General features: G+C 60.2%; 22 protein-coding genes. 6 read left to right on the top strand and 16 right to left on the bottom strand.

The window, feature by feature from the left end; genetic code table 11:
* Positions 1-45 precede the first annotated feature (45 nt).
* Entirely contained in the window at positions 46-792 is a 747-nt protein-coding gene (locus tag QZ196_RS00250; RefSeq protein WP_296422656.1) for an NYN domain-containing protein, read from the top strand.
* Here the strand turns inward: QZ196_RS00250 and QZ196_RS00245 are convergent.
* Both QZ196_RS00245 and QZ196_RS00240 read right to left on the bottom strand, forming a co-directional pair.
* Positions 789-1,412: a TetR/AcrR family transcriptional regulator gene (locus tag QZ196_RS00245; protein ID WP_296422654.1), complete on the bottom strand. Its 624-nt coding sequence runs from the start codon at positions 1,410-1,412 to the stop codon at positions 789-791. The two genes, QZ196_RS00250 and QZ196_RS00245, sit on opposite strands and share 4 nt — an antisense overlap.
* A 40-nt stretch (positions 1,413-1,452) precedes the next feature.
* Positions 1,453-1,692 (bottom strand): hypothetical protein, encoded by a 240-nt coding sequence (locus tag QZ196_RS00240; RefSeq protein WP_296422652.1) that lies wholly within the window; start codon positions 1,690-1,692, stop codon positions 1,453-1,455.
* Between the two features lie 142 nt (positions 1,693-1,834).
* Between QZ196_RS00240 and mbfA the strand changes: the two genes are divergently transcribed.
* Positions 1,835-2,812 carry an iron exporter MbfA gene (gene mbfA / locus QZ196_RS00235; protein ID WP_296422649.1) on the top strand — a complete coding sequence of 326 codons (978 nt, stop codon included), beginning with the start codon at positions 1,835-1,837 and terminating at the stop codon, positions 2,810-2,812.
* On the opposite strand, the gene QZ196_RS00230 is transcribed toward mbfA, so the two are convergent.
* From QZ196_RS00230 to QZ196_RS00210, 5 genes are read right to left on the bottom strand one after another with little or no spacing between them, the layout of a single operon-like run.
* The gene (locus tag QZ196_RS00230; protein ID WP_296422647.1) at positions 2,809-3,387 is read right to left on the bottom strand and encodes a GNAT family N-acetyltransferase; all 579 of its coding nucleotides are present in this window, start codon (positions 3,385-3,387) and stop codon (positions 2,809-2,811) included. The two genes, mbfA and QZ196_RS00230, sit on opposite strands and share 4 nt — an antisense overlap.
* On the bottom strand, positions 3,384-5,459 hold the full coding sequence (gene glp, locus QZ196_RS00225) for a gephyrin-like molybdotransferase Glp (protein WP_296423034.1): 2,076 nt from the start codon (positions 5,457-5,459) through the stop codon (positions 3,384-3,386). The genes QZ196_RS00230 and glp overlap by 4 nt, the downstream gene beginning before the upstream one ends.
* Before the next feature lie 17 nt (positions 5,460-5,476).
* Complete coding sequence (gene mobB, locus QZ196_RS00220) at positions 5,477-5,968, bottom strand: molybdopterin-guanine dinucleotide biosynthesis protein B (protein ID WP_296422645.1); 492 nt, start codon at positions 5,966-5,968, stop codon at positions 5,477-5,479.
* On the bottom strand, positions 5,965-6,552 hold the full coding sequence (gene mobA, locus QZ196_RS00215; RefSeq protein ID WP_296422643.1) for a molybdenum cofactor guanylyltransferase MobA: 588 nt from the start codon (positions 6,550-6,552) through the stop codon (positions 5,965-5,967). The genes mobB and mobA overlap by 4 nt, the downstream gene beginning before the upstream one ends.
* Complete coding sequence (locus tag QZ196_RS00210; protein WP_296422641.1) at positions 6,549-7,433, bottom strand: formate dehydrogenase accessory sulfurtransferase FdhD; 885 nt, start codon at positions 7,431-7,433, stop codon at positions 6,549-6,551. Before QZ196_RS00210 ends, mobA begins: the two co-directional genes overlap by 4 nt.
* 61 nt (positions 7,434-7,494) lie before the next feature.
* Between QZ196_RS00210 and QZ196_RS00205 the strand changes: the two genes are divergently transcribed.
* A complete protein-coding gene (locus QZ196_RS00205; protein ID WP_296422640.1) occupies positions 7,495-8,217 on the top strand; it encodes an AzlC family ABC transporter permease in 723 nt (240 codons plus the stop codon).
* Positions 8,214-8,549 carry an AzlD domain-containing protein gene (locus tag QZ196_RS00200; RefSeq protein WP_296422638.1) on the top strand — a complete coding sequence of 112 codons (336 nt, stop codon included), beginning with the start codon at positions 8,214-8,216 and terminating at the stop codon, positions 8,547-8,549. The genes QZ196_RS00205 and QZ196_RS00200 overlap by 4 nt, the downstream gene beginning before the upstream one ends.
* On the opposite strand, the gene QZ196_RS00195 is transcribed toward QZ196_RS00200, so the two are convergent.
* The 4 genes from QZ196_RS00195 to QZ196_RS00180 form a co-directional block, all read right to left on the bottom strand.
* Positions 8,533-9,147, bottom strand: a complete 615-nt coding sequence (locus QZ196_RS00195; RefSeq protein WP_296422636.1) for a hypothetical protein — start codon at positions 9,145-9,147, stop codon at positions 8,533-8,535. The two genes, QZ196_RS00200 and QZ196_RS00195, sit on opposite strands and share 17 nt — an antisense overlap.
* Positions 9,148-9,153: 6 nt before the next feature.
* Positions 9,154-9,288 carry an aa3-type cytochrome c oxidase subunit IV gene (locus tag QZ196_RS00190; protein WP_296422635.1) on the bottom strand — a complete coding sequence of 45 codons (135 nt, stop codon included), beginning with the start codon at positions 9,286-9,288 and terminating at the stop codon, positions 9,154-9,156.
* 63 nt (positions 9,289-9,351) lie between these two features.
* Positions 9,352-9,840: a DUF6173 family protein gene (locus tag QZ196_RS00185; RefSeq protein WP_296422633.1), complete on the bottom strand. Its 489-nt coding sequence runs from the start codon at positions 9,838-9,840 to the stop codon at positions 9,352-9,354.
* Entirely contained in the window at positions 9,837-10,298 is a 462-nt protein-coding gene (locus tag QZ196_RS00180) for an Lrp/AsnC family transcriptional regulator (protein ID WP_296422632.1), read from the bottom strand. The genes QZ196_RS00185 and QZ196_RS00180 overlap by 4 nt, the downstream gene beginning before the upstream one ends.
* A gap of 103 nt (positions 10,299-10,401) precedes the next feature.
* Between QZ196_RS00180 and QZ196_RS00175 the strand changes: the two genes are divergently transcribed.
* Positions 10,402-10,638, top strand: coding sequence for a DUF6356 family protein (locus QZ196_RS00175; RefSeq protein ID WP_296422630.1), 237 nt, complete (start codon positions 10,402-10,404; stop codon positions 10,636-10,638).
* On the opposite strand, the gene QZ196_RS00170 is transcribed toward QZ196_RS00175, so the two are convergent.
* On the bottom strand, positions 10,632-11,681 hold the full coding sequence (locus QZ196_RS00170) for an MBL fold metallo-hydrolase (RefSeq protein WP_296422628.1): 1,050 nt from the start codon (positions 11,679-11,681) through the stop codon (positions 10,632-10,634). The two genes, QZ196_RS00175 and QZ196_RS00170, sit on opposite strands and share 7 nt — an antisense overlap.
* Entirely contained in the window at positions 11,681-13,384 is a 1,704-nt protein-coding gene (locus QZ196_RS00165) for an acyl-CoA dehydrogenase (protein ID WP_296422627.1), read from the bottom strand. The genes QZ196_RS00170 and QZ196_RS00165 overlap by 1 nt, the downstream gene beginning before the upstream one ends.
* A gap of 115 nt (positions 13,385-13,499) precedes the next feature.
* Here QZ196_RS00165 and QZ196_RS00160 point away from each other — a divergent pair, with 115 nt between their 5' ends.
* Positions 13,500-14,447 (top strand): L-threonylcarbamoyladenylate synthase, encoded by a 948-nt coding sequence (locus QZ196_RS00160; RefSeq protein WP_296422626.1) that lies wholly within the window; start codon positions 13,500-13,502, stop codon positions 14,445-14,447.
* A 199-nt stretch (positions 14,448-14,646) separates the two neighbouring features.
* Here the strand turns inward: QZ196_RS00160 and QZ196_RS00155 are convergent, their stop codons facing one another.
* The 3 genes from QZ196_RS00155 to QZ196_RS00145 are packed head-to-tail and all read right to left on the bottom strand — an operon-like array spanning position 14,647 to position 17,693.
* The gene (locus QZ196_RS00155; protein WP_296422624.1) at positions 14,647-15,447 is read right to left on the bottom strand and encodes an NAD(P)H-dependent oxidoreductase; all 801 of its coding nucleotides are present in this window, start codon (positions 15,445-15,447) and stop codon (positions 14,647-14,649) included.
* Positions 15,448-15,450: 3 nt separating this feature from the next.
* Positions 15,451-15,780, bottom strand: a complete 330-nt coding sequence (locus tag QZ196_RS00150; protein WP_296422622.1) for a hypothetical protein — start codon at positions 15,778-15,780, stop codon at positions 15,451-15,453.
* A 14-nt stretch (positions 15,781-15,794) separates the two neighbouring features.
* A complete protein-coding gene (locus QZ196_RS00145) occupies positions 15,795-17,693 on the bottom strand; it encodes an OmpA family protein (RefSeq protein ID WP_296423032.1) in 1,899 nt (632 codons plus the stop codon).
* Between the last annotated feature and the right edge of the window lie 15 nt (positions 17,694-17,708).

The following is a 17,708-nucleotide window of genomic DNA, read 5'->3' as shown; positions in this document are numbered from 1 at the left end:
TTTTTCAATTTACAGGGCCTTGTGGTGGCCCGAAAGGACAAGGCAATGCCAAGGGAACAAAAACTACTGGCGGTTTTGATTGACGCCGACAACATCCCGGCGAAATACGCAGCCGCCATTCTGCGCGAAATCACGACCTACGGCGAACCTGCCCTGCGCCGTGTCTATGGCGACTGGTCAAGCCCGGCATTGGGTAACTGGAAAAAGGAAGTCGTGGAACTGGGGCTGGTCGCCAATCAGGAAACCGCCAACACCAAGGGCAAGAACGCGAGCGACATCGGACTGGTGATAGATGCCATGGATATCTTGCACACGGGTCGGTTTGACGGCTTTGTCCTTGTCAGCTCTGACAGCGACTTTACGGCGCTGGCCAATCGGCTGCGTGAAAATGGCGTCGAGGTGATTGGCATCGGCGAAGCCAAGGCGCCCGTCAGCCTGCGCAATGTTTGCAACAGGTTCATCCTGATCGAAAATATCGTCGGGCAGGACAAGGAACCCAATGGCGCGGTCAAGCCCGACAAGAGCCCGCAGACCGCCCCGATCACTGCGACGGGCACGCGGCTGCCGACCACGAAAGTGATCCCACTGGTGATAAAGGCAATGGAAAGTATCGACCGCGAGGGAGAGTGGTTCTCGCTTGGGCAGTTGGGTCAATATATCACCCGTGCCAACCCCGATTTCGATTCCCGCACCTACGGCAGTCCGAAACTAAGCGATTTGTTGGCCAAGACAGGGCGGTTCGAACTGCGTAAGGGACCGGGCAACCATCATGAGGTCCGCAGGCTGGATTAGGCCTTGACCCCGTAGCGCGCCATGAACATATCCACGGCCCCGTTCACCACCCGCAGTTTTTCAGCATCGGTGAATTCATCGGCCATGTTGAAGACCATGCGCGGAAACAGGTCTGCCTTGCACAACTCGTGAAACTGGTCGGCGGCCAAGGTACGGTCGTCGATCTGCAATTCGCCGCGTGCGATGGCCTTGTCAAAGTATTCGACCAGCCGATCACGGATCAGCATTGGCCCGCTTTCGTAGAACTCGCGCCCTAATTCGGGGAAACGGTCGCTTTCACCGACGCAGATTCGGAAAATCTGCTTGCCGAATTGCGATGTGATGAAATCGACCATCTGTCCGGCAATATTGCAAAGTACCTTTTGCACCGGCGCGTTCATGTCGATGGATTCGATTGCCGTATCGGCCTGACGGCAGCATTCTGTCTTGGCCACCTGCATGAAAAGAAAGCGTTTGTCGGGGAAGTAGCTGTATAGCGTAGCCTTGGACACACCCGCGGCACGCGCAATGTCATCAACGCTCGCGCCCTCAAAGCCGTCGGATAGGAACACTTGTCTGGCACCTTCCAGTACCTGATCAAACTTGCGGCCTTTTTTCGGTTCTATTGTGCCGTCTGGCATCGTGTCCCTCGCTATGGACCCGCACCATAAACCGAGCAGTTCACTTCGGGCAAGGACATTGCACGGTGGCTGGACCTGCGCCGCAACTCTTTTTACGGTCGCCGGTGGTGCATAGGGTGCCATTCAACATCGTCAGGCGGGCGCTGCTTTTCGTGGCGCCGGGGGTTGGATGCGTGGGATAAGTGAGGACCGGAAAGTCAACTGCAACCGGCATGGCAGATACCGGGGCGGCGATGCTTATGGTAGATGCGGCGATGAGGGCAAGAAATATGCGGTTCATGGTGGGTTCCTTTGATTTGCCTCATTTCTAAACTGAACAGTTTAGTTTGTGAAGCGGGAAATACACCGATCTGTTCACTTTTCCAGCTTGCCCTTGCCGTAGAATCGACTAATTTAGAATAATTCTAAGATAGGAGTTCGCCATGATCCCGGGCATTGCCAGCCGTCGTAGATTCAAAGACTTGTCAGAGCAGGAAATTCTGGCGCTCGCGATTTCATCTGAAGAGGACGACGCCCGCATATATAGGTCCTATGCTGAAAGATTGCGCGCTGACTATGGCGCGTCGGCTGCGGTATTTGATGGAATGGCGGGGGAAGAGGATGAACATCGTCGCCGATTGATTGACCTGCATACCGCCCGGTTTGGTAATGTTATTCCGCTTATTCGGCGCGAGCATGTGTCGGGCTTTTATGCCCGTCGCCCGGTCTGGTTGATCGAAAACCTTGGTCTGGAACGGATCAGGGACGAGGCGGCGCAAATGGAGAGAGACGCACAGCGTTTCTATGAGGCGGCTGCGGCGAAAACAACGGACGCCGCGACCCGCAGGCTCTTGGGCGATCTGGCCGCTGCCGAGGCCGCGCATTCCGAAAAAGCCGATGCTCTGAGCGATGAACACCTAAGCCCTGACGAACGATCACATGAGGAAAGCGCGGCCCACCGGCAATTTATCCTGACGTGGGTGCAGCCGGGGCTGGCGGGGCTGATGGATGGCTCTGTTTCCACACTCGCGCCGATTTTTGCCGTGGCATTTGCCACGCAGGACACATGGACGACGTTTCTGGTGGGCCTTGCCGCGTCGGTGGGTGCCGGTATTTCAATGGGATTTACCGAGGCTGCGTCGGATGACGGGCAGATCTCGGGCCGGGGCTCGCCGCTCAAGCGTGGTATCGCTGCGGGCGTGATGACGACGCTTGGCGGGTTGGGGCATGCGCTGCCCTATTTGATCCCGGATTTCTGGACGGCGACGGCCATCGCGCTGGTTGTTGTTTTTGTCGAACTCTGGGCCATCGCGTGGATTCAGAATCGGTACATGCAAACGCCATTCCTGCGCGCGGCTTTTCAGGTCGTGCTGGGGGGCGCATTGGTCTTTGCGGCGGGTGCGATTATCGGGTCAGGCTAAACGTCGCGGACCATCGTTGTTGCGGCACTGAACCCAAAGATGTGCCGCAGAATCCCGATTGAATGTGTATCGACCTCGGTAAAGCCTTCGTGCAGATATAATGCGCGGGCACGCGGGTTCGTGTCGATGACGTCAAGCCGAACCTGCCGGTAGCCGCGCCGCTTTGCTTCGGCGGCGACGGCATGAAGCAGCGCGGTGCCAACGCCCTGTCCGCGGGCCTCCTGTGCCACAAAAATCCCATCCATCAAAAAGCGCTCGTTGTCGGTATCGCGTTCCAGCGCGGCCAGCAAAAGCACGCGGATTGTCGCGCCGACCCAGCCAAAAACGTGCTGCATGTCACGAAAGCTGCCACCGACAAGCGCGCCATGCATGGTCTTGAACCCTGCAACGCCCAGCAGCCGCCCTTGGTCGTCATGGGCGCAGATCCCATGATCGGATCGGAGCACGCGGGTGACAAAGACCAGCGCGCGGTACTTTGGACCCAGAACAAAGCCAAGCTTTTCGCCGAATGCCTCCCAATACAGGGCGGCGGCCTCGGCCCGGTTGGCCTCGGGGATGCCTATGGTGATTTTCATATGTCGAAACTGCCAAACGGGATAAAGCGGACCGGATCACCGGGGCCGATGGATTGTGCATCGTCGCCAAGTTCGACCAGTCCGGTGGCCCAGCTTAGTCCCGACACCCGCCCTGACCCTTCGGAGGCAAAGATGGTGGCTTGCCCATCTTTCAGCCGTGCACGCAGGTATTCGCGACGACCTGCCTTTTTGGACTTTGAAAAGGCGGCAGGGACGGTGAATGCCTGCGGTGTTTGCCATGCACCGCCTGCCAGAATACGCAACGCGGGCCGCGCAAAGATCAATGCGCACACCATTGCAGCCACCGGATTGCCCGGCAGCCCAAGGACGGGGGTATCGTTCCAAAGCCCGAGGGCCAAGGGCCGACCCGGTTTCATCGCAATCCGCCACAGGGCCAGAGACCCGGTATCGTGCAATAGTGCTGACATATGGTCTTCGTCACCGGCAGATGCGCCGCCCGACGTGATGATCACATCGCAATGCTGTGCAGCGGCGGTCAGCATCGTACGAACGACAGGGCGATCATCGGGCGCACGGCCAAGATCCACGACGTCGTAGCCCCACGCAGCAGCGACGGCGCAAAGCATTGGGCGGTTGGCGTCATAGATGTGGCCAGCGTCTGCCGTCTGCCCGGCGTCGCGCAACTCGTCTCCGGTGGACATGATGCCGACACGCAGCAGACGATGGACCTGCACGCGCCCGACGCCGGTCGCTGTGATGCTCGCCAGATCAGCGGGGGTCAGGCGGCGTTGTGCATGCATGATCACCTGATCTTTTGTCATGTCCTCGCCCGCCTTGCGCGCGTTGGCGCCTTGTCTGAGCGGGCCGTGAAAGGCGATATGGGTTGCTGTGGCTGTGACGTCTTCCTGAAGCACGACGGTATCGACGCCTGTCGGCAGGTTGGCCCCCGTCAAAATGCGGATTGCGTGCCCGTTCGGTATAGGGCCGGGATAGGGTTGCCCCGCCGCTGCGCGCCCCGATATCAGCGGCATGGTGTTAACACCTTCGGGCGCGGGACCGGCAAAGCCGTAACCATCCACGGCTGAATTCGGCGCAGGTGGGTGTGACCGGTGGGCGGTGACATCGGCCGCCAGAAACCGACCGGCCGCCTGTGCAATCGCAACCGTTTCGATTGCGGTCACAGCGCTGAGGTGCTGTTTGAGGTGGGCCAAGGCGCTGTCCACTGGCGTCCAGTGGGCGCCCCGTGGCATGGCAAAACAATCGTTGCGCAGCGGCGGTGGATGGCCGATTGCGGCCTGTAACAGCATAGCTTGCTGACCAAGCCCCAGAATTGATCCCTCGGGGTTTGGGGGTACATCAAGCAGGCTGCGCAGCGTGTCGGCGGGTATCACCGAGAGCGTCCGCGCCAGCAGCAAGACCTGATGGGCGTCTTTGATGTGCGTCGCAGGTTTGGTGGCGTCGACGGCTTTGGCAATCAGCGATGGCCAGATTTCAACGATCGCAATCGGGGCGTCCGGTGACTCGAAAGGCCAGACGCGCAGTTCATCCGCGAAACGCCGCCGCAACCGGGCCAGCATCGGCAGGCCCATGATAACCTGTGATCCGACGGCACCCGCCCCGGCCAGTTGCCACACCGCAAAGGCCCCTTTTGCCTGCACCTCGGCCATGCGTTTTTCTGCCATGCCATGGTCGCGGCGGTCCAGACCTTTGCGTGGCAAATGGGCGATGTCGCGCTGCAACCCGTTGAACCAAAATGGGCCGACACCGGGAAACATTGCGTTGATTTCACCCGCCAGATCAAAGCGGTTGTTGCTGTCCAGGCCGTCGTTCACGTGCGCCTCGAACCAGTCCCAAATCGCAAAAGGATCGTCAGTACCGATCAGCGTTTGCCCGAAACCCGCCGGGTATCCAAAGGCAAAATCGAACCCTGCCATCACCCGGTGCCCGGCGCGGCGTTCGTCCGTCAGGAACCGCGTGATCCAGTCTTCGGCGATCTGCCGATTGCGCAAATACACGGGTTCATCGGCCTGACCTGCGCGCGCGGCACAGGCCCAGATCGCATCTTTCTTGGGGGTTGGCCCCCGGTCATTCCCGCCGGACCAATCGACCATGAGGAATGTGTCGAATTTCACAGGCCAACCTCTGACAGGATAAAATCGGCGATGGCTGCTGTGTTATCGAGATCGAAAACCGGACGGTCCATGTCCATCGGCGTGTCGCTGGCCACGGCGCGAATCGTGATATCATCGCGCGCGATCAGCGGGTTCCCCGTTACGGCGCGGTAGGCCTCAACCTTGGCGTGGCCGTCGCGTTTATAGCCTTCGACCAGCACCAGATCGACGGGGTCCAGTCGGCCAAGCAGGTCGTCCAGCGGGGGTTCAGCGGTGTCGCGCAGTTCGGTCATCAGCGCCCAGCGCGCGCCCGATGCCAGCAGCACCTGATGTGCCCCGGCGACGCGGTGACGGTGGCTATCCTTGCCGGGCTGATCAATGTCAAAGGCGTGATGGGCGTGCTTCAGCGTGGAAACTGAAAACCCGCGTCCGGTGATTTCGGTCACCAGCCGTTCCATCAGGCCGGTTTTGCCTGCATTCTTATATCCAACAATCCCGTAGAGTTTCACAACATCGCCTCGGCCTTGGCCAGATCATCCGGCGTATTTACGTTAAAGAATGCCACATCGTCGGGGAATTCCGCCATGCCGCAGCCATGTTTGTCTGTCCATAGCACCACCTTGCGCAGCCCATCATGAAGCGCAGCGCGCAGGTCGTCGCGCAAGCTGACGGGCCAAAGCCCAAATGTCGGATGGCGTCCGCCGGGCGTCGCGGCAAGCGCGATATGCGTGTCGGCGATTTCGGCAGCCAGCACGAGGCGCGGCACCAGATCGCAGGGAAAGAACGGCGTGTCAGCGGCGGCGGTCACAATGTGGGATGCGCCCCGGTTGGCCGCCCAATCCAGCCCCGCGAGCACGCCAGACAATGGCCCCGCAAAGCCGTTGATACTATCCGCGATCACCGGCAGATTGAGCGTCGAAAATCGGGCCGGGTCTCCGTTGGCATTGAGCGCAAGGCCAGCCACCTGCGGTTCCAACCGGTCAATCACATGCGACAGAATTGAGCCACGGCCAAGCGGCAGAAGCCCTTTGTCGCCGCCACCCATTCGGGTGGCCTGCCCGCCTGCAAGGATCACACCAAGGGGTTCAATCATGCGTCTGACCCCTTGCGCCCGCTTTTGCGTGGCTCATCCGCGACCAATGCAGGGTCTGCATCGCGCAGCAGCCGGTTTTCTCCGGCAAGGCAGACGAACCGTTGCCCCTTCATCCGACCGATCAGGGTAAGGCCGACCTGATTTGCGATTTCCACACCCCAGGCCGTAAACCCGGACCGTGAGGCCAGAACCGGGATGCCCATCAATGCGGTTTTTATCACCATTTCGGATGTCAGCCGCCCTGTCGTGTACAGAATCTTATCCGCCGCGCTGACCCCTTCGGACAGCATCCAGCCGGCGATTTTATCAACGGCGTTGTGCCTGCCGACGTCCTCCATGTAGACCAAGGGCCGGTTGCCTTGGCACAGGATCGTTCCGTGGATTGCGCCCGCTTCGAGGTAGAGCGATGGGGTGCGGTTGATCTTGGCGGCCAGCGCATAAAGGTCCGAGGTGCGGACCTGGATTTCGGGCAAGACGACGCCTTCCAGCCCTTCCATCATGTCGCCAAAAACGGTGCCCACGGCGCAGCCGCTGGTGCGGGTCTTTTTCTTGAGCTTGTCTTCGTAGGTGGTCTGACCGTCGGTGCGGACGACGACGACCTCCAGCTCTTCGTCATAGTCAACGCCTTTGATCACCTCGCCATCGCGCAGCATGCCCTGATTGCGCAGAAACCCCAGCGCCAGATATTGTGGGTAGTCACCAATCGTCATGGCGGTCACGATTTCCTGACTATTGAGGAAAATCGTCAGCGGGCGTTCCTCGACGACGTTGAGGTTCATCGGCTGGCCGTTCTGATCAGTCCCGGTGACAGCGCGTGTCAGGCGCGGCGCACCCGGATCGGGCGCGATCAGATATTCGGATATGTCATCAATACGTGCCAATTGTCATTCCCGTGCTGCAGGGCTAAGCCTGCTGTTAACACCCCAAAACTAGGGCAAAGCCATGACGACTTCCACCGCCAAAGTACCTGCGAAATCTGCGTATCTTGCCGGGGTGCGGGATGGGCTGCCTTTCGTCATCATGTTGATCCCCTTTGCGACGCTTTTCGGGGTCGTCGCAACGGATGCGGGGCTGACCTTGGCGCAGGCGATGGGCTTTAGCGTGCTGGTCATTGCGGGCGCATCGCAGTTTGCGGCCTTGCAAATGATGGTGGAAAACGCGGCGCTGCCGTTTGTCATGTTGGCCGCGCTTGCGGTTAACCTGCGGATGGCGATGTATTCCGCGTCGTTGGTGCCCTATCTGGGGGCGGCGCCGCTGTGGCAACGGGCATTGGTGTCTTATCTGAACTTTGACCAGACCTATATCACGTCCGTCACCCGCTACGAGGCGCGACCAGAGATGAGCGTGGCGGATCGGGTTGCCTACTTTCTTGGGGTAGCGACGCCAATCACGCCGCTGTGGGTGATCATGACGCTGGTGGGTATCTTGGCCGGTGCGGCCATTCCTGATGCATGGGCGCTGGATTTCATCATGCCGATCATGTTCTTGGCGATGGTCGCGCCGATGATAAAATCGGTGGCACATGTGGCCGCTGCTGCGGCGTCGATTATCGTGGCGCTGGCGTTTATCAGTTTGCCGTCAGGGACCGGACTATTGATGGCGGCAGCTGCGGCGATGGTCACCGGAGCCGTGGTTGAAATCTGGACAGAGGGGTGGCGCAAATGAATTTTAGCACAGCTGAAATTTGGTTCATCATTGCCGCTTTGGGTGCCGGGACGTTTCTGATCCGGTTTTCATTTTTGGGATTGATCGGCGACAGGCCAATGCCGCCTATCGTGTTGCGCCTTTTGCGGTTCACACCGGTGGCTGTGTTGCCGGGGATGGTCGCACCTTTGGTCGTGTGGCCGGCGGCAACGGGTGGGCAGCCTGATCTGGTGCGTCTGCTGGCGGCGGGTGCCACGCTGGCCATCGGGTTTTGGACACGCAGTGCGTTGTGGGGCATCGGTGGCGGTGTGGCCACGCTTTATGCTGGCCTCGCGGCTACTGCCTGGCTGTAAGGGCGGCGTTGATCCGGGCGGCGGCGACGGATTTGTCATCGGCGTCATCTTCGCGGTATTCGCGCGTTTCAACACCCGGCAAGGTGTCAAAATCATCGGCAAGTTTGTTCGGGAACATCGTTTGACGCAGCCCTTCAAAGCCGGGCAGTTGGCGCAGCAGGCGTGACGTGGCGCGGGTGCAACCGGCCTTTGGTACAGCGCCATTTGCCAAGGCCAAGATCAGCGCACGTTCCGCGACCTGAGCCGGGACTTCGACCCGCTGACCGATCACATAATAGGTCGCCCGTGCGTGATAGCTGACATAATACTGCTCAAATTGGGGGCTGATCCCGAACAGAACATCATTGCGTTCAGGGATGAGCGACTGTGCAAATGATCCGGCGGGATCAAAGATCACCCGCTGGCTGGCATTGATCAACAGCGCACTATGCGCACCGTTGTCCGATCCGTTGTTCTTCATCGTGTAGAGGGTCAGGTGCGTCGGCCCGGAGCCATTATAAACGGCGCGGGCGACGGCATCATCCGGTGCCCATATTTCGTCGACTGTGCAGGCCGAAAGGGCCAGCGGCAGGCCGATCAGAAAGTTGCGGCGTTGCACGAATGCCTAGCCGTTAACCAGCGCAAGCAGGATCAACGACACGATGATGATCACAGTGGCCTTTGTTACCATGCTTACAAAGCCGTTGAACGTCTTTTCCTGTGTGGTGATATCCATCTCACCGGGTTTGTAGTCAGCCATGTTCGGCTCCTTCGTGTATGATTTGTGTCCCGCATAGACGATTCATCGCGCCCTGTCACGGGGTCAGGTGGTCACATCTGATGCACGTTCCAGACCTTTGGCCAAACGGAACCCGATGCGGTTTGGTTCGGGCTGGTCGATCTGCTTGGGGCTGGCGATCAGGGTGACGTTCAACTGGCTGACATGTTGAATGAGCTGGGTCTTGGCACCGGACGCATCGCTGCCATAGTACGTCACAATATCGGGGTCGTAGTAACCCAGACCTTCGATCTTGATCACGCCTGTGGTGCCACCAGCCAGCCCCAAACCGACCTCGTGATCATTATCAAGCTGCTTTTCAAAGTTCTGGATATACATGATCACCCGCTCATAAGCCCATTGGGCCGGGCTTTTCTTGGCCATTGGTTCGACCAGCGCACGCGGCAACCCGCCTTTGGACGCGCAATTGGTATTGGGGTCCGTGTGGATTTCGTGAATTTGGGGCAGAATGTCATTTTCCAGCAGCTCGGCCGAGGTGTCGATCGTCATCTGTGGGAGTATGGCTTGGGTCATAGGGGCACCGCGGTTGTTTCCTTGATTTCCTCCATAACGAAACTGGCCGAAATATCCGAGACAGAAATCCGTGAAGTGAGTCGCTTGTAAAACGCATCGTAGGCCGGGACGTCGGCGACCCTGACCCGCAAGACATAGTCCAGATCGCCGGTCATGCGGTAGGCGCCAACCACCTCTGGCAAGGCGTGCAGCGCCGCTTGGAATTGGGCCATCCACGCGGTGTCATGGGCGTTGGTGCGGATCAGCACCATTGCTGTCAGCGGGCTGCCGACGCGCGCCGCATCAACAAGGGCGACCCGGCCTGTGATGATGCCTGCTTGCTCCATCGTCTTGATCCGGCGCCAGCACGCATTACGCGACAGATGCACCCGCGCGCTGATGTCATCCACCGAGACCGTGCTGTCATTTTGCAAGATACGCAGAATTGCGCGGTCTATTTCGTCAATTTTATGGTCCATGGATGGGATGCTATCCCATTAATATTCATTCAGGCAATCAAATTTGGGACATATTGCGTGGCGCCTTTTGATAGTCTGGTTCAAACACAAACCGGAGTTTCCCATGTCTGATGTCACCAATGCGCCGTCCCGCAATCGTATCGCCGGGCTTTTTCTGGATCATCCCGCCACGGTGAATGAAACCTATTTCGGCCACATGCGATTTGCCTTTGGGTTCGCGTTTTGGCTTGGGCTTGCGGCCATGGCGGCCCTTGTCCATGCGCTGATTCCTGCGCTGTGTGAAACGACGGCAAGCCGTATCCTGAAACGGCTGCACGCACGTATCGAAAGCCGTCACTGACCCTGCCTGGCCAAGCGGAAAAGCCACGCGCCACGATCATTTTTTGTGCGCAGGACGTGTCCGGCCTGATGCAGGTGGTTCAGATGCGCGACGGCTTCGACCAATGCCAGACCGTATTCTGCAGGGCCGATCTTGCGTTTGAACAGGGCCGGAAAACACTCCCCTGCGGTCCGGGGTTCTGACAGGTGGTCGGTCAGCCGGGCCAGCGCGCCGTGGTGGTTGTCGATCATCTGCCTGATCCGGAGTGGCAGCCCGGTGAACGGCAGTTTGTGACCCCCCAGTACCAGCTGATCATCGCGCGCAAAAGGTGCGAGCCGGTTGCAGGACGACAGCCAATCGGCGACGGGATCGGCCTCGGGTTCGGTTGGGTACACGCCCAGATTCGCGCTGATCGACGGGAGAAGCTGATCGCCGCCGATGACCAGATTGTCGTCCCTGCTCCAGAATGTCGCGTGTTCGGGGGCGTGGCCGTCGCCCATCCGAATGTCCCATGTGCGCCCGCCCATCGCGATGGTCGCGCCTTCTGTCAGCCGGTGATAGCCCTGCGGCAGCCGCGTGACGCAATCGGCAAAGTTAAACGGGCGTTCGGTCAGCCGGCGTTCAAATTCGGCACTGTCCATGCCCGCAAGGCGATAGAAATCCAGCGTTTCCTGTGGCGGTGTTGCCTGTTCGTCCAGCGTCAGCATGCGCGCCATAAGCCAGCCCGTCCGCGGCATATGCAGGGCGGCACCGTTGGCGATGAACCATCCCGCCAGCCCGACGTGATCGGGGTGGTGGTGGGTGACGATCAGCCGGGTCACGGGTTTGCCCGCCAGCGGCCCGTCCCGCAGGATTTGCCAGATTGCGCGGCTGCGGTCGGTGGCAAAGCCAGTGTCGATCACGGTCCAGCTGTCGCCATCGTCCACCGCATAGACGTTCACATGATCCAGCGCCATCGGCAGCGGCAACCGCATCCAAAGCACACCTGCAGCGACTTCAACGGCCTGACCTTCGGCGGGTGGTTTCGCAAAAGGATAGCGGATTCCGGTTACGCCATCGGGCATCAGGCGGCCAGTTCGGCGGCGGTGATCGCCATCAGATCATCGGCACCTTCGCGGACATGGGCCAAAAGCCCCGCGTGTTCAGGCAAAAGCCGTTTGATGTAGAAGGTCGCCAGTTTCACCCGTGCAGGGCCACCAGCCATCGCCGATTTCAGGTGCGCATGCCCGCCCAATACCCGCGCAAAGGCGCGCAAATATGGGACGGCACCGGCAAACCGGTTGGTCAGATCGGTCTGCGCCACAAGCCATTCGGTTGCTTCGCGCAGCGTTTCGGCAGCCTGCCATATGGCGTCTGCCAAGGCAGGGTGCGTGGCCTTTGCGGCCTCGGCACCTTGTTGGATTTCTTCGAGCATGCGAAACGCCGCTTCGCCGCCGTCCATCAATTTGCGCGCCACGAGATCCATGGCCTGAATGCCGTTGGTGCCTTCGTATATTGCGGTCACACGGACGTCGCGGGCGTATTGGGCGGCGCCGGTTTCTTCGATGAAACCCATGCCGCCGTGGACCTGCACGCCGGTGTTGGCGACGTCGATACCGACATCGGTGCCAAACGCCTTGCCGATGGGTGTCAGCAACGCGGCGCGCGCTTGCCAACCTGTGTCGCCGGTCGCGGCCGCCATATCAATCGCGACGGCGTTCATCAGCGCAATCGCGCGGGCTGCGTAAACATCGGCCTTCATCGTGGCCAGCATGCGCCGCACGTCGGCGTGTTCGATGATCATGCCAGTGCCGGGCGCCTTGCCCTGTCTGCGGTCCTGCGCGTAAGCCAGCGCATGTTGCAGTGCGCCTTCGGCAGCGCCGATCCCCTGCACACCCACGCCAAGGCGGGCATTGTTCATCATGGTAAACATCGCGGCCATGCCACCATGTTCCGGCCCAATCAGCCAGCCAGTTGCGCCGGAATATTCCATCACGGCAGTGGGCGAGCCGTGCAGGCCCATTTTATGTTCCAAGCTGACGACACGCAGGTCGTTCTTTTCCCCGGGATTTCCATCACTATCAGGAATAAATTTAGGAACCATGAACAGACTGATCCCCTTGGTTCCGGGCACGCCATCGGGCAGCCGCGCCAGAACAAGGTGGCAGACGTTTTCGGTAAAGTCGTTGTCGGCCCAACTGATGTAGATCTTTTGCCCGGTGACAGCATACGACCCGTCACCGTTTGGTTCCGCCTTGGAGCGCAGCGCGCCAACGTCTGATCCGGCCTGCGGTTCGGTCAGGTTCATCGTGCCGCACCAATCGCCCGAGATAAGTCTGGGCAGGTATATTTCTTTGATGGCGTCTGACGCGTGATGCTCTAACGCCTCGATTTGTCCTTGTGTCATCAGGGGGTTAAGCTGTAGCGCAAGGCACGCGCCGGACATCATTTCATTCACTGCGGTGGTCAATGCCATGGGCAGGCCCAGACCGCCCACCGCCGGCGAGGCGGACATGCCGATCCAGCCGCCTTGCGCAATCGCGCGGTAGCCGTCGGCAAAGCCGGGCGCGGTGCGCACGACGCCGTTTTCCAGACGCGCCGGGTGCAGGTCGCCGCTGCGGTTGAGCGGAGCGAGGACTTCTTCGCACATCTTGGCGGCTTCGGTCAGGATCGCATCGACCATATCGGGGGTCGCTTCGGCAAAACGGTCTGTGGCGGCGACATCACAAAACCCGACTACATGGTCCAACAGGAATCGAAAGTCACTGACTGGGGCGCGATAAGGCATTGTTTTATCTCCGATTTAAACGGCGGCTTGGCAAACGGAATGGGCGCAGCTATGCATCTCAAATTCGGAACTACGTTATCTCAGTCCGACGACTCATCAACTGAAACGCCACGTCATGCCCGATGCGACATTACTGACACTGCAACCGGATGCCGCCGGTTTGGCCAAAGCTGCCGCGATTTTGCGCGATGGTGGGCTGGTGTCGTTTCCGACGGAAACGGTGTATGGGCTGGGTGCAGATGCGCGCAACGACAGGGCTGTGGCGGGCATTTATGCAGCCAAGGGACGGCCCAGTTTCAATCCGCTGATTGTGCATTTGCCCGACCTTGCCAGCGCAGAAAAGCTGTGTGTTTTCAATGATGAGGCCGTACGGCTGGCCAGCACGTTCTGGCCCGGCGCGCTGACTTTGGTGCTGCCGTTGCGGGCGGATGCGGGGATTTCGAAACTGGTCACGGCGGGGCTGGATACGCTGGCGATCAGGGTGCCCGATCATGCGGTGGCGCAGGTGCTTTTGCGCAATTTCGGGGGGCCGGTGGCGGCGCCTTCGGCCAATCCATCGGGGCGGGTGAGCCCGACGACGGCGGCGCATGTGCGCGACGGGCTGGGCGGCAAGATTAATGCTTTGCTGGATGGTGGTTCCTGCACGGTGGGGCTGGAATCGACGATTGTCAGTTGCGTAGGGGCACCTGCGTTGCTGCGCGCAGGCGGTATCCCGGCAGAGGCGTTGGAGGCCTGTTTGGGGCAACCGCTTGCCCTGCCGTCCGATCCCGATACGCCGGTGTCACCGGGGCAGTTGGCATCGCACTATGCGCCACAGGGGGCGGTGCGGCTGAATGTGCAAGCGGCTGAAAAGGATGAGGTTTTGCTGGGGTTTGGGGCGGTTGACGCGGCACTGAACCTGTCGCCGTCGGGTGACCTGACTGAGGCGGCGGCGCGGCTGTTTGAGTGCCTGCACCAGTTGGATGCGATGGGCGCGCAACGCATTGCGGTGTCGCCTATTCCCGAGCACGGGCTGGGCCGCGCGATCAATGATCGGTTGCGACGTGCGGCGGCGCCGCGCTGAAACCTGCATGGGGTTAATGCACCGTTTCAAGGTGATCACCTGATTTCTGTCACGGTGTTGCGACGCTGGTTAATCCCTTGGGGAAAAAGGGCGTTGGAGGGTGCCAGAAGCCGTACAGGACCCGTGCAGACAGCGTACATACGTTTTTATGGCAATCGGCGCTTGGACGGTGCGCGCGGTGCGAAATGGTTAACGCGGCCTAGCGCCCATGACGGATGAAGGGTGACAGGCTGGGCCGGGTTGTTTTCAGTTGGCCATGGTCATCGAAATCGCTGTCGGCGTTGAAGTGCAGGACGGGCTGATCGTCAAAGTCGGCGATGACATCGTGCTGCGCGGACAGGACCAGTTGCAGCCGGGCATGCAGCGCGTCCTTGGCGATGCCCTTGTGATAGCCATGGACACCGTGGACGGTTTTGGGGTCGAGCACCTGAAAACCAAGATAGCGCAGGGTGTAGGCCATCGGCCAGAGCAGCATGTCGATGTTGCCCTCTTTGCCGTTATAGGCGCTTTCGGTTTCCTTTGATCCGGTGGTCACGCAGAACAACGCCTTTTTGTCTCGGAAAAGGCCCGTGTCGAACCGCTGATCCACCGAATGAAGCGCGCCGTTGACCAGCACACGTTCGCACCACCCCTTGAGGATCGCAGGCGGTGAAAACCACCACAGCGGGAAATGAAAGATGATGCGGTCGGCCTGCTGGATTTTGCGAATTTCTGCGGAAACATCGCCGGGCAGCCCCGTTTTGGAGGCCGCGTTTTCCTGTGCCTTGAGCGGATCAAAGGGCGCGCCGTCGTCTTCGAGGTTGTAGTGCTGCGGACCTTCGACGGGATCAAAGCCCATCGCGTTCAGGTCTGACCAAAGCACGGTGTGGCCAAGCGCGGCTGATGCCTGTTCGGTCGCGTCGGCCCATGCCCCGTTGAATGATCCATTGTCGGGGTGGGCGAGAACGATCAGCGTCGTTGGTAATGACGGGAATTCTGACGGCGTGGTTTCATATGCCATTTTCTAGTCGCCCATATTCTGACGTTCGATATAGCCGCGCAGTTCTTCGGCTTCGCGCCGTGCCTCGCGCAGGCCATCCATGGCGGCGCGCAGTTCGGCCTCGGTCTGGGAAAGCTGGTTGGTCATTTCGGCTTCGCGTTGCTGCAGATAGGTGATCGCCTGATCGCGGGTTTCTTCGGCCTCGTGCAGGGCTTGGGCCATTTTGTCCAATTCGCCGATTTCGGCTTTGGTCACGCGGGTAAAGCGGTTGACCAGCCAACTGGCAAACCAACCCAGCGCGAAAGCCACAAAGAGGATGATCGCGGTGGCGATAATGAATTCAGTTCTGTTCAACGTCTTGCCTTTGATTATTCGCTACCGGCTTCTTGCGGGTCGGTTTCTTCGAGGGGGGTATCCTGGGCTATAACGTCAAGGGTTGTCGGCTCGTCCGGGATGGGTTCGGGTACGATCAGGCTGAATTCGATGCGACGGTTCGCCTCGCGGCCCTCGTCGGTATCGTTTTCAGCAATGGGGTCCGCTTCGCCATAGCCGATTGAATCGAACGTGCTGACGGGAACGCGGCGTGACCGCAGCGCGGTCAGAACGGCATCGGCGCGGTCCTGGCTCAGTTGCTGGTTCATTTCTTCGCGGCCCTGACTGTCGGTGTAGCCGGCCACCTTGATCCGCAGATCGCCGCAGCGTTTGAGGACTTCCGCGATTTCATCGACGACAGGCTGAGTGGCCGCCGTGATCGAGGCCGAACTGGGATCGAAGGTAATCTTGCGGTTTTCGGTCACGATTTTAATCTGGTCGATGCATTCTTCGGGGGTGGGCAGCCCGGCGATTGGGTCAAGCTGTTCGACATAGGTGACGTTGATGTCAAAATCGGCGGCTTGCCCCAGTTTGTCGATCAGCAGCCGGGAGATTTCGCCGGTGGCATCGGTATTGCCGGTGTTGCCGCGTACCTGCACCCGGTTCGGTTCAACGATCACGGACCCGTTTGACATTTTCGACAGCGCCTCGATTCCGGCAAGAACGCGAACGGACCAGCCTTGCGGCAGGTCGCCGACGATACGGGTGCCCATCGTAAGGTTTCGTTTGCCGAACTTGGCGCTGGCAAAGTTTTCCACCACGCCGTTGGTCACGTCGTCGGGGATGCGGCCGCGCAGCTGCACCATGCCTTCGGGGCTGCGGGTGGCGGTGAATTGCGGGGCGCCTTCGGGTGTGGCTTCGGGCGGGGTGGGCAGTTCTGCGTTCAAGGCAAAGACATCGGGCAGGGCGTTTTCAAGCGCGCCGACCACATCGTCGAACGTTGCCTGCGCCGTACCCATGGGCGCGACCAGCGCGATATCGGTGTCCGAGATTGTCACGGTGCCGCCGCCAAGATCGCCCACGGCCGCAATCGACAGCGCGACCGCATCGCCCCATGTGCGCGAGGGGGCGCCAAGGGCCAATGTGCAATTTGCCTTGTTGCTGAACCCGGCCTTTGACGCAGCGGCAAGGATCGTGCTGAGGCTGGCGTCTGTATCGGCGGCGCAGGCATCAAAACTGGCCCCGTCCGTGTCGAGGATAAAGCGCGTGGTGAAGGGCGACACCACGGGGCGGGGCGCGCTGATGCTAATGGCCAGCCGCACCCCATCGGGTGTGCTACGGGCAAGGGCGGTTTCCAGCCGCCGCTTTTCGGCGGGGCTGTCGGAGATCGCACTGATCGTTACGAGATCGGCACGGACCGATATTTTTGAGCGCGGCAGTAATTCAAGGGCGCGCAGGGCGTAGTTCATCGCGGACCGCCAGTTTTCCGGTGTGGGGTAATCGGCTGACTCGAGCAGGTCGGTGACGGGTTGTCCGTTGGCGATGCCGGTGATCTGCCGGGCCAGTCTGTCGCGGTCGGTAATGGCGGGAATCAGCCCGATCAGCGATACGCCGCTATCGTTACGCAGGATTTCGATGGCAAATTCCGGCGGCGCGATGACCGCCGAATCGGTGACTGACATATTGTCGATCACCCGGCTGGCATCCACCATACCCCCCGCCGCCGAGATGGCGCGAAAGCGGGTCGCCTCGGTTGGGGCCTTGCCTTCGAGGATTACCTGAAGCCCGTCGCCAAGCACCGATGCCCATTCAAAGCCACGATCCGCAAGGGTTTCCTGGACTGCAATGACTGACCTTTCTTCGATCACGCGGACGGTGATCTGTGCCGCGGCAAATGTGCCGTAGGCTGCGAGGACAAATACGGCGAGACGTAGAAATATGGCTGACAGGCGCATGGAGGTCCGTTCATG

The organism is Yoonia sp. (assembly GCF_017854565.1).
In the GTDB taxonomy this organism is placed as follows: Bacteria; Pseudomonadota; Alphaproteobacteria; order Rhodobacterales; family Rhodobacteraceae; genus Yoonia.
This window is presented reverse-complemented; position numbering and strand designations above follow the sequence as displayed.

Coding starts and splice junctions, on each gene's coding strand:
- QZ196_RS00250 (WP_296422656.1), top strand. CDS start 46: ATGCCAAGGGAACAAAAACTACTGGCGGTTTTGATTGACGCCGACAAC.
- QZ196_RS00245 (WP_296422654.1), bottom strand. CDS start 1,412: ATGCCAGACGGCACAATAGAACCGAAAAAAGGCCGCAAGTTTGATCAG.
- QZ196_RS00240 (WP_296422652.1), bottom strand. CDS start 1,692: ATGAACCGCATATTTCTTGCCCTCATCGCCGCATCTACCATAAGCATC.
- mbfA (WP_296422649.1), top strand. CDS start 1,835: ATGATCCCGGGCATTGCCAGCCGTCGTAGATTCAAAGACTTGTCAGAG.
- QZ196_RS00230 (WP_296422647.1), bottom strand. CDS start 3,387: ATGAAAATCACCATAGGCATCCCCGAGGCCAACCGGGCCGAGGCCGCC.
- glp (WP_296423034.1), bottom strand. CDS start 5,459: ATGGTCGATTGGTCCGGCGGGAATGACCGGGGGCCAACCCCCAAGAAA.
- mobA (WP_296422643.1), bottom strand. CDS start 6,552: ATGATTGAACCCCTTGGTGTGATCCTTGCAGGCGGGCAGGCCACCCGA.
- QZ196_RS00205 (WP_296422640.1), top strand. CDS start 7,495: ATGACGACTTCCACCGCCAAAGTACCTGCGAAATCTGCGTATCTTGCC.
- QZ196_RS00200 (WP_296422638.1), top strand. CDS start 8,214: ATGAATTTTAGCACAGCTGAAATTTGGTTCATCATTGCCGCTTTGGGT.
- QZ196_RS00190 (WP_296422635.1), bottom strand. CDS start 9,288: ATGGCTGACTACAAACCCGGTGAGATGGATATCACCACACAGGAAAAG.
- QZ196_RS00185 (WP_296422633.1), bottom strand. CDS start 9,840: ATGACCCAAGCCATACTCCCACAGATGACGATCGACACCTCGGCCGAG.
- QZ196_RS00180 (WP_296422632.1), bottom strand. CDS start 10,298: ATGGACCATAAAATTGACGAAATAGACCGCGCAATTCTGCGTATCTTG.
- QZ196_RS00175 (WP_296422630.1), top strand. CDS start 10,402: ATGTCTGATGTCACCAATGCGCCGTCCCGCAATCGTATCGCCGGGCTT.
- QZ196_RS00170 (WP_296422628.1), bottom strand. CDS start 11,681: ATGCCCGATGGCGTAACCGGAATCCGCTATCCTTTTGCGAAACCACCC.
- QZ196_RS00165 (WP_296422627.1), bottom strand. CDS start 13,384: ATGCCTTATCGCGCCCCAGTCAGTGACTTTCGATTCCTGTTGGACCAT.
- QZ196_RS00160 (WP_296422626.1), top strand. CDS start 13,500: ATGCCCGATGCGACATTACTGACACTGCAACCGGATGCCGCCGGTTTG.
- QZ196_RS00155 (WP_296422624.1), bottom strand. CDS start 15,447: ATGGCATATGAAACCACGCCGTCAGAATTCCCGTCATTACCAACGACG.
- QZ196_RS00145 (WP_296423032.1), bottom strand. CDS start 17,693: ATGCGCCTGTCAGCCATATTTCTACGTCTCGCCGTATTTGTCCTCGCA.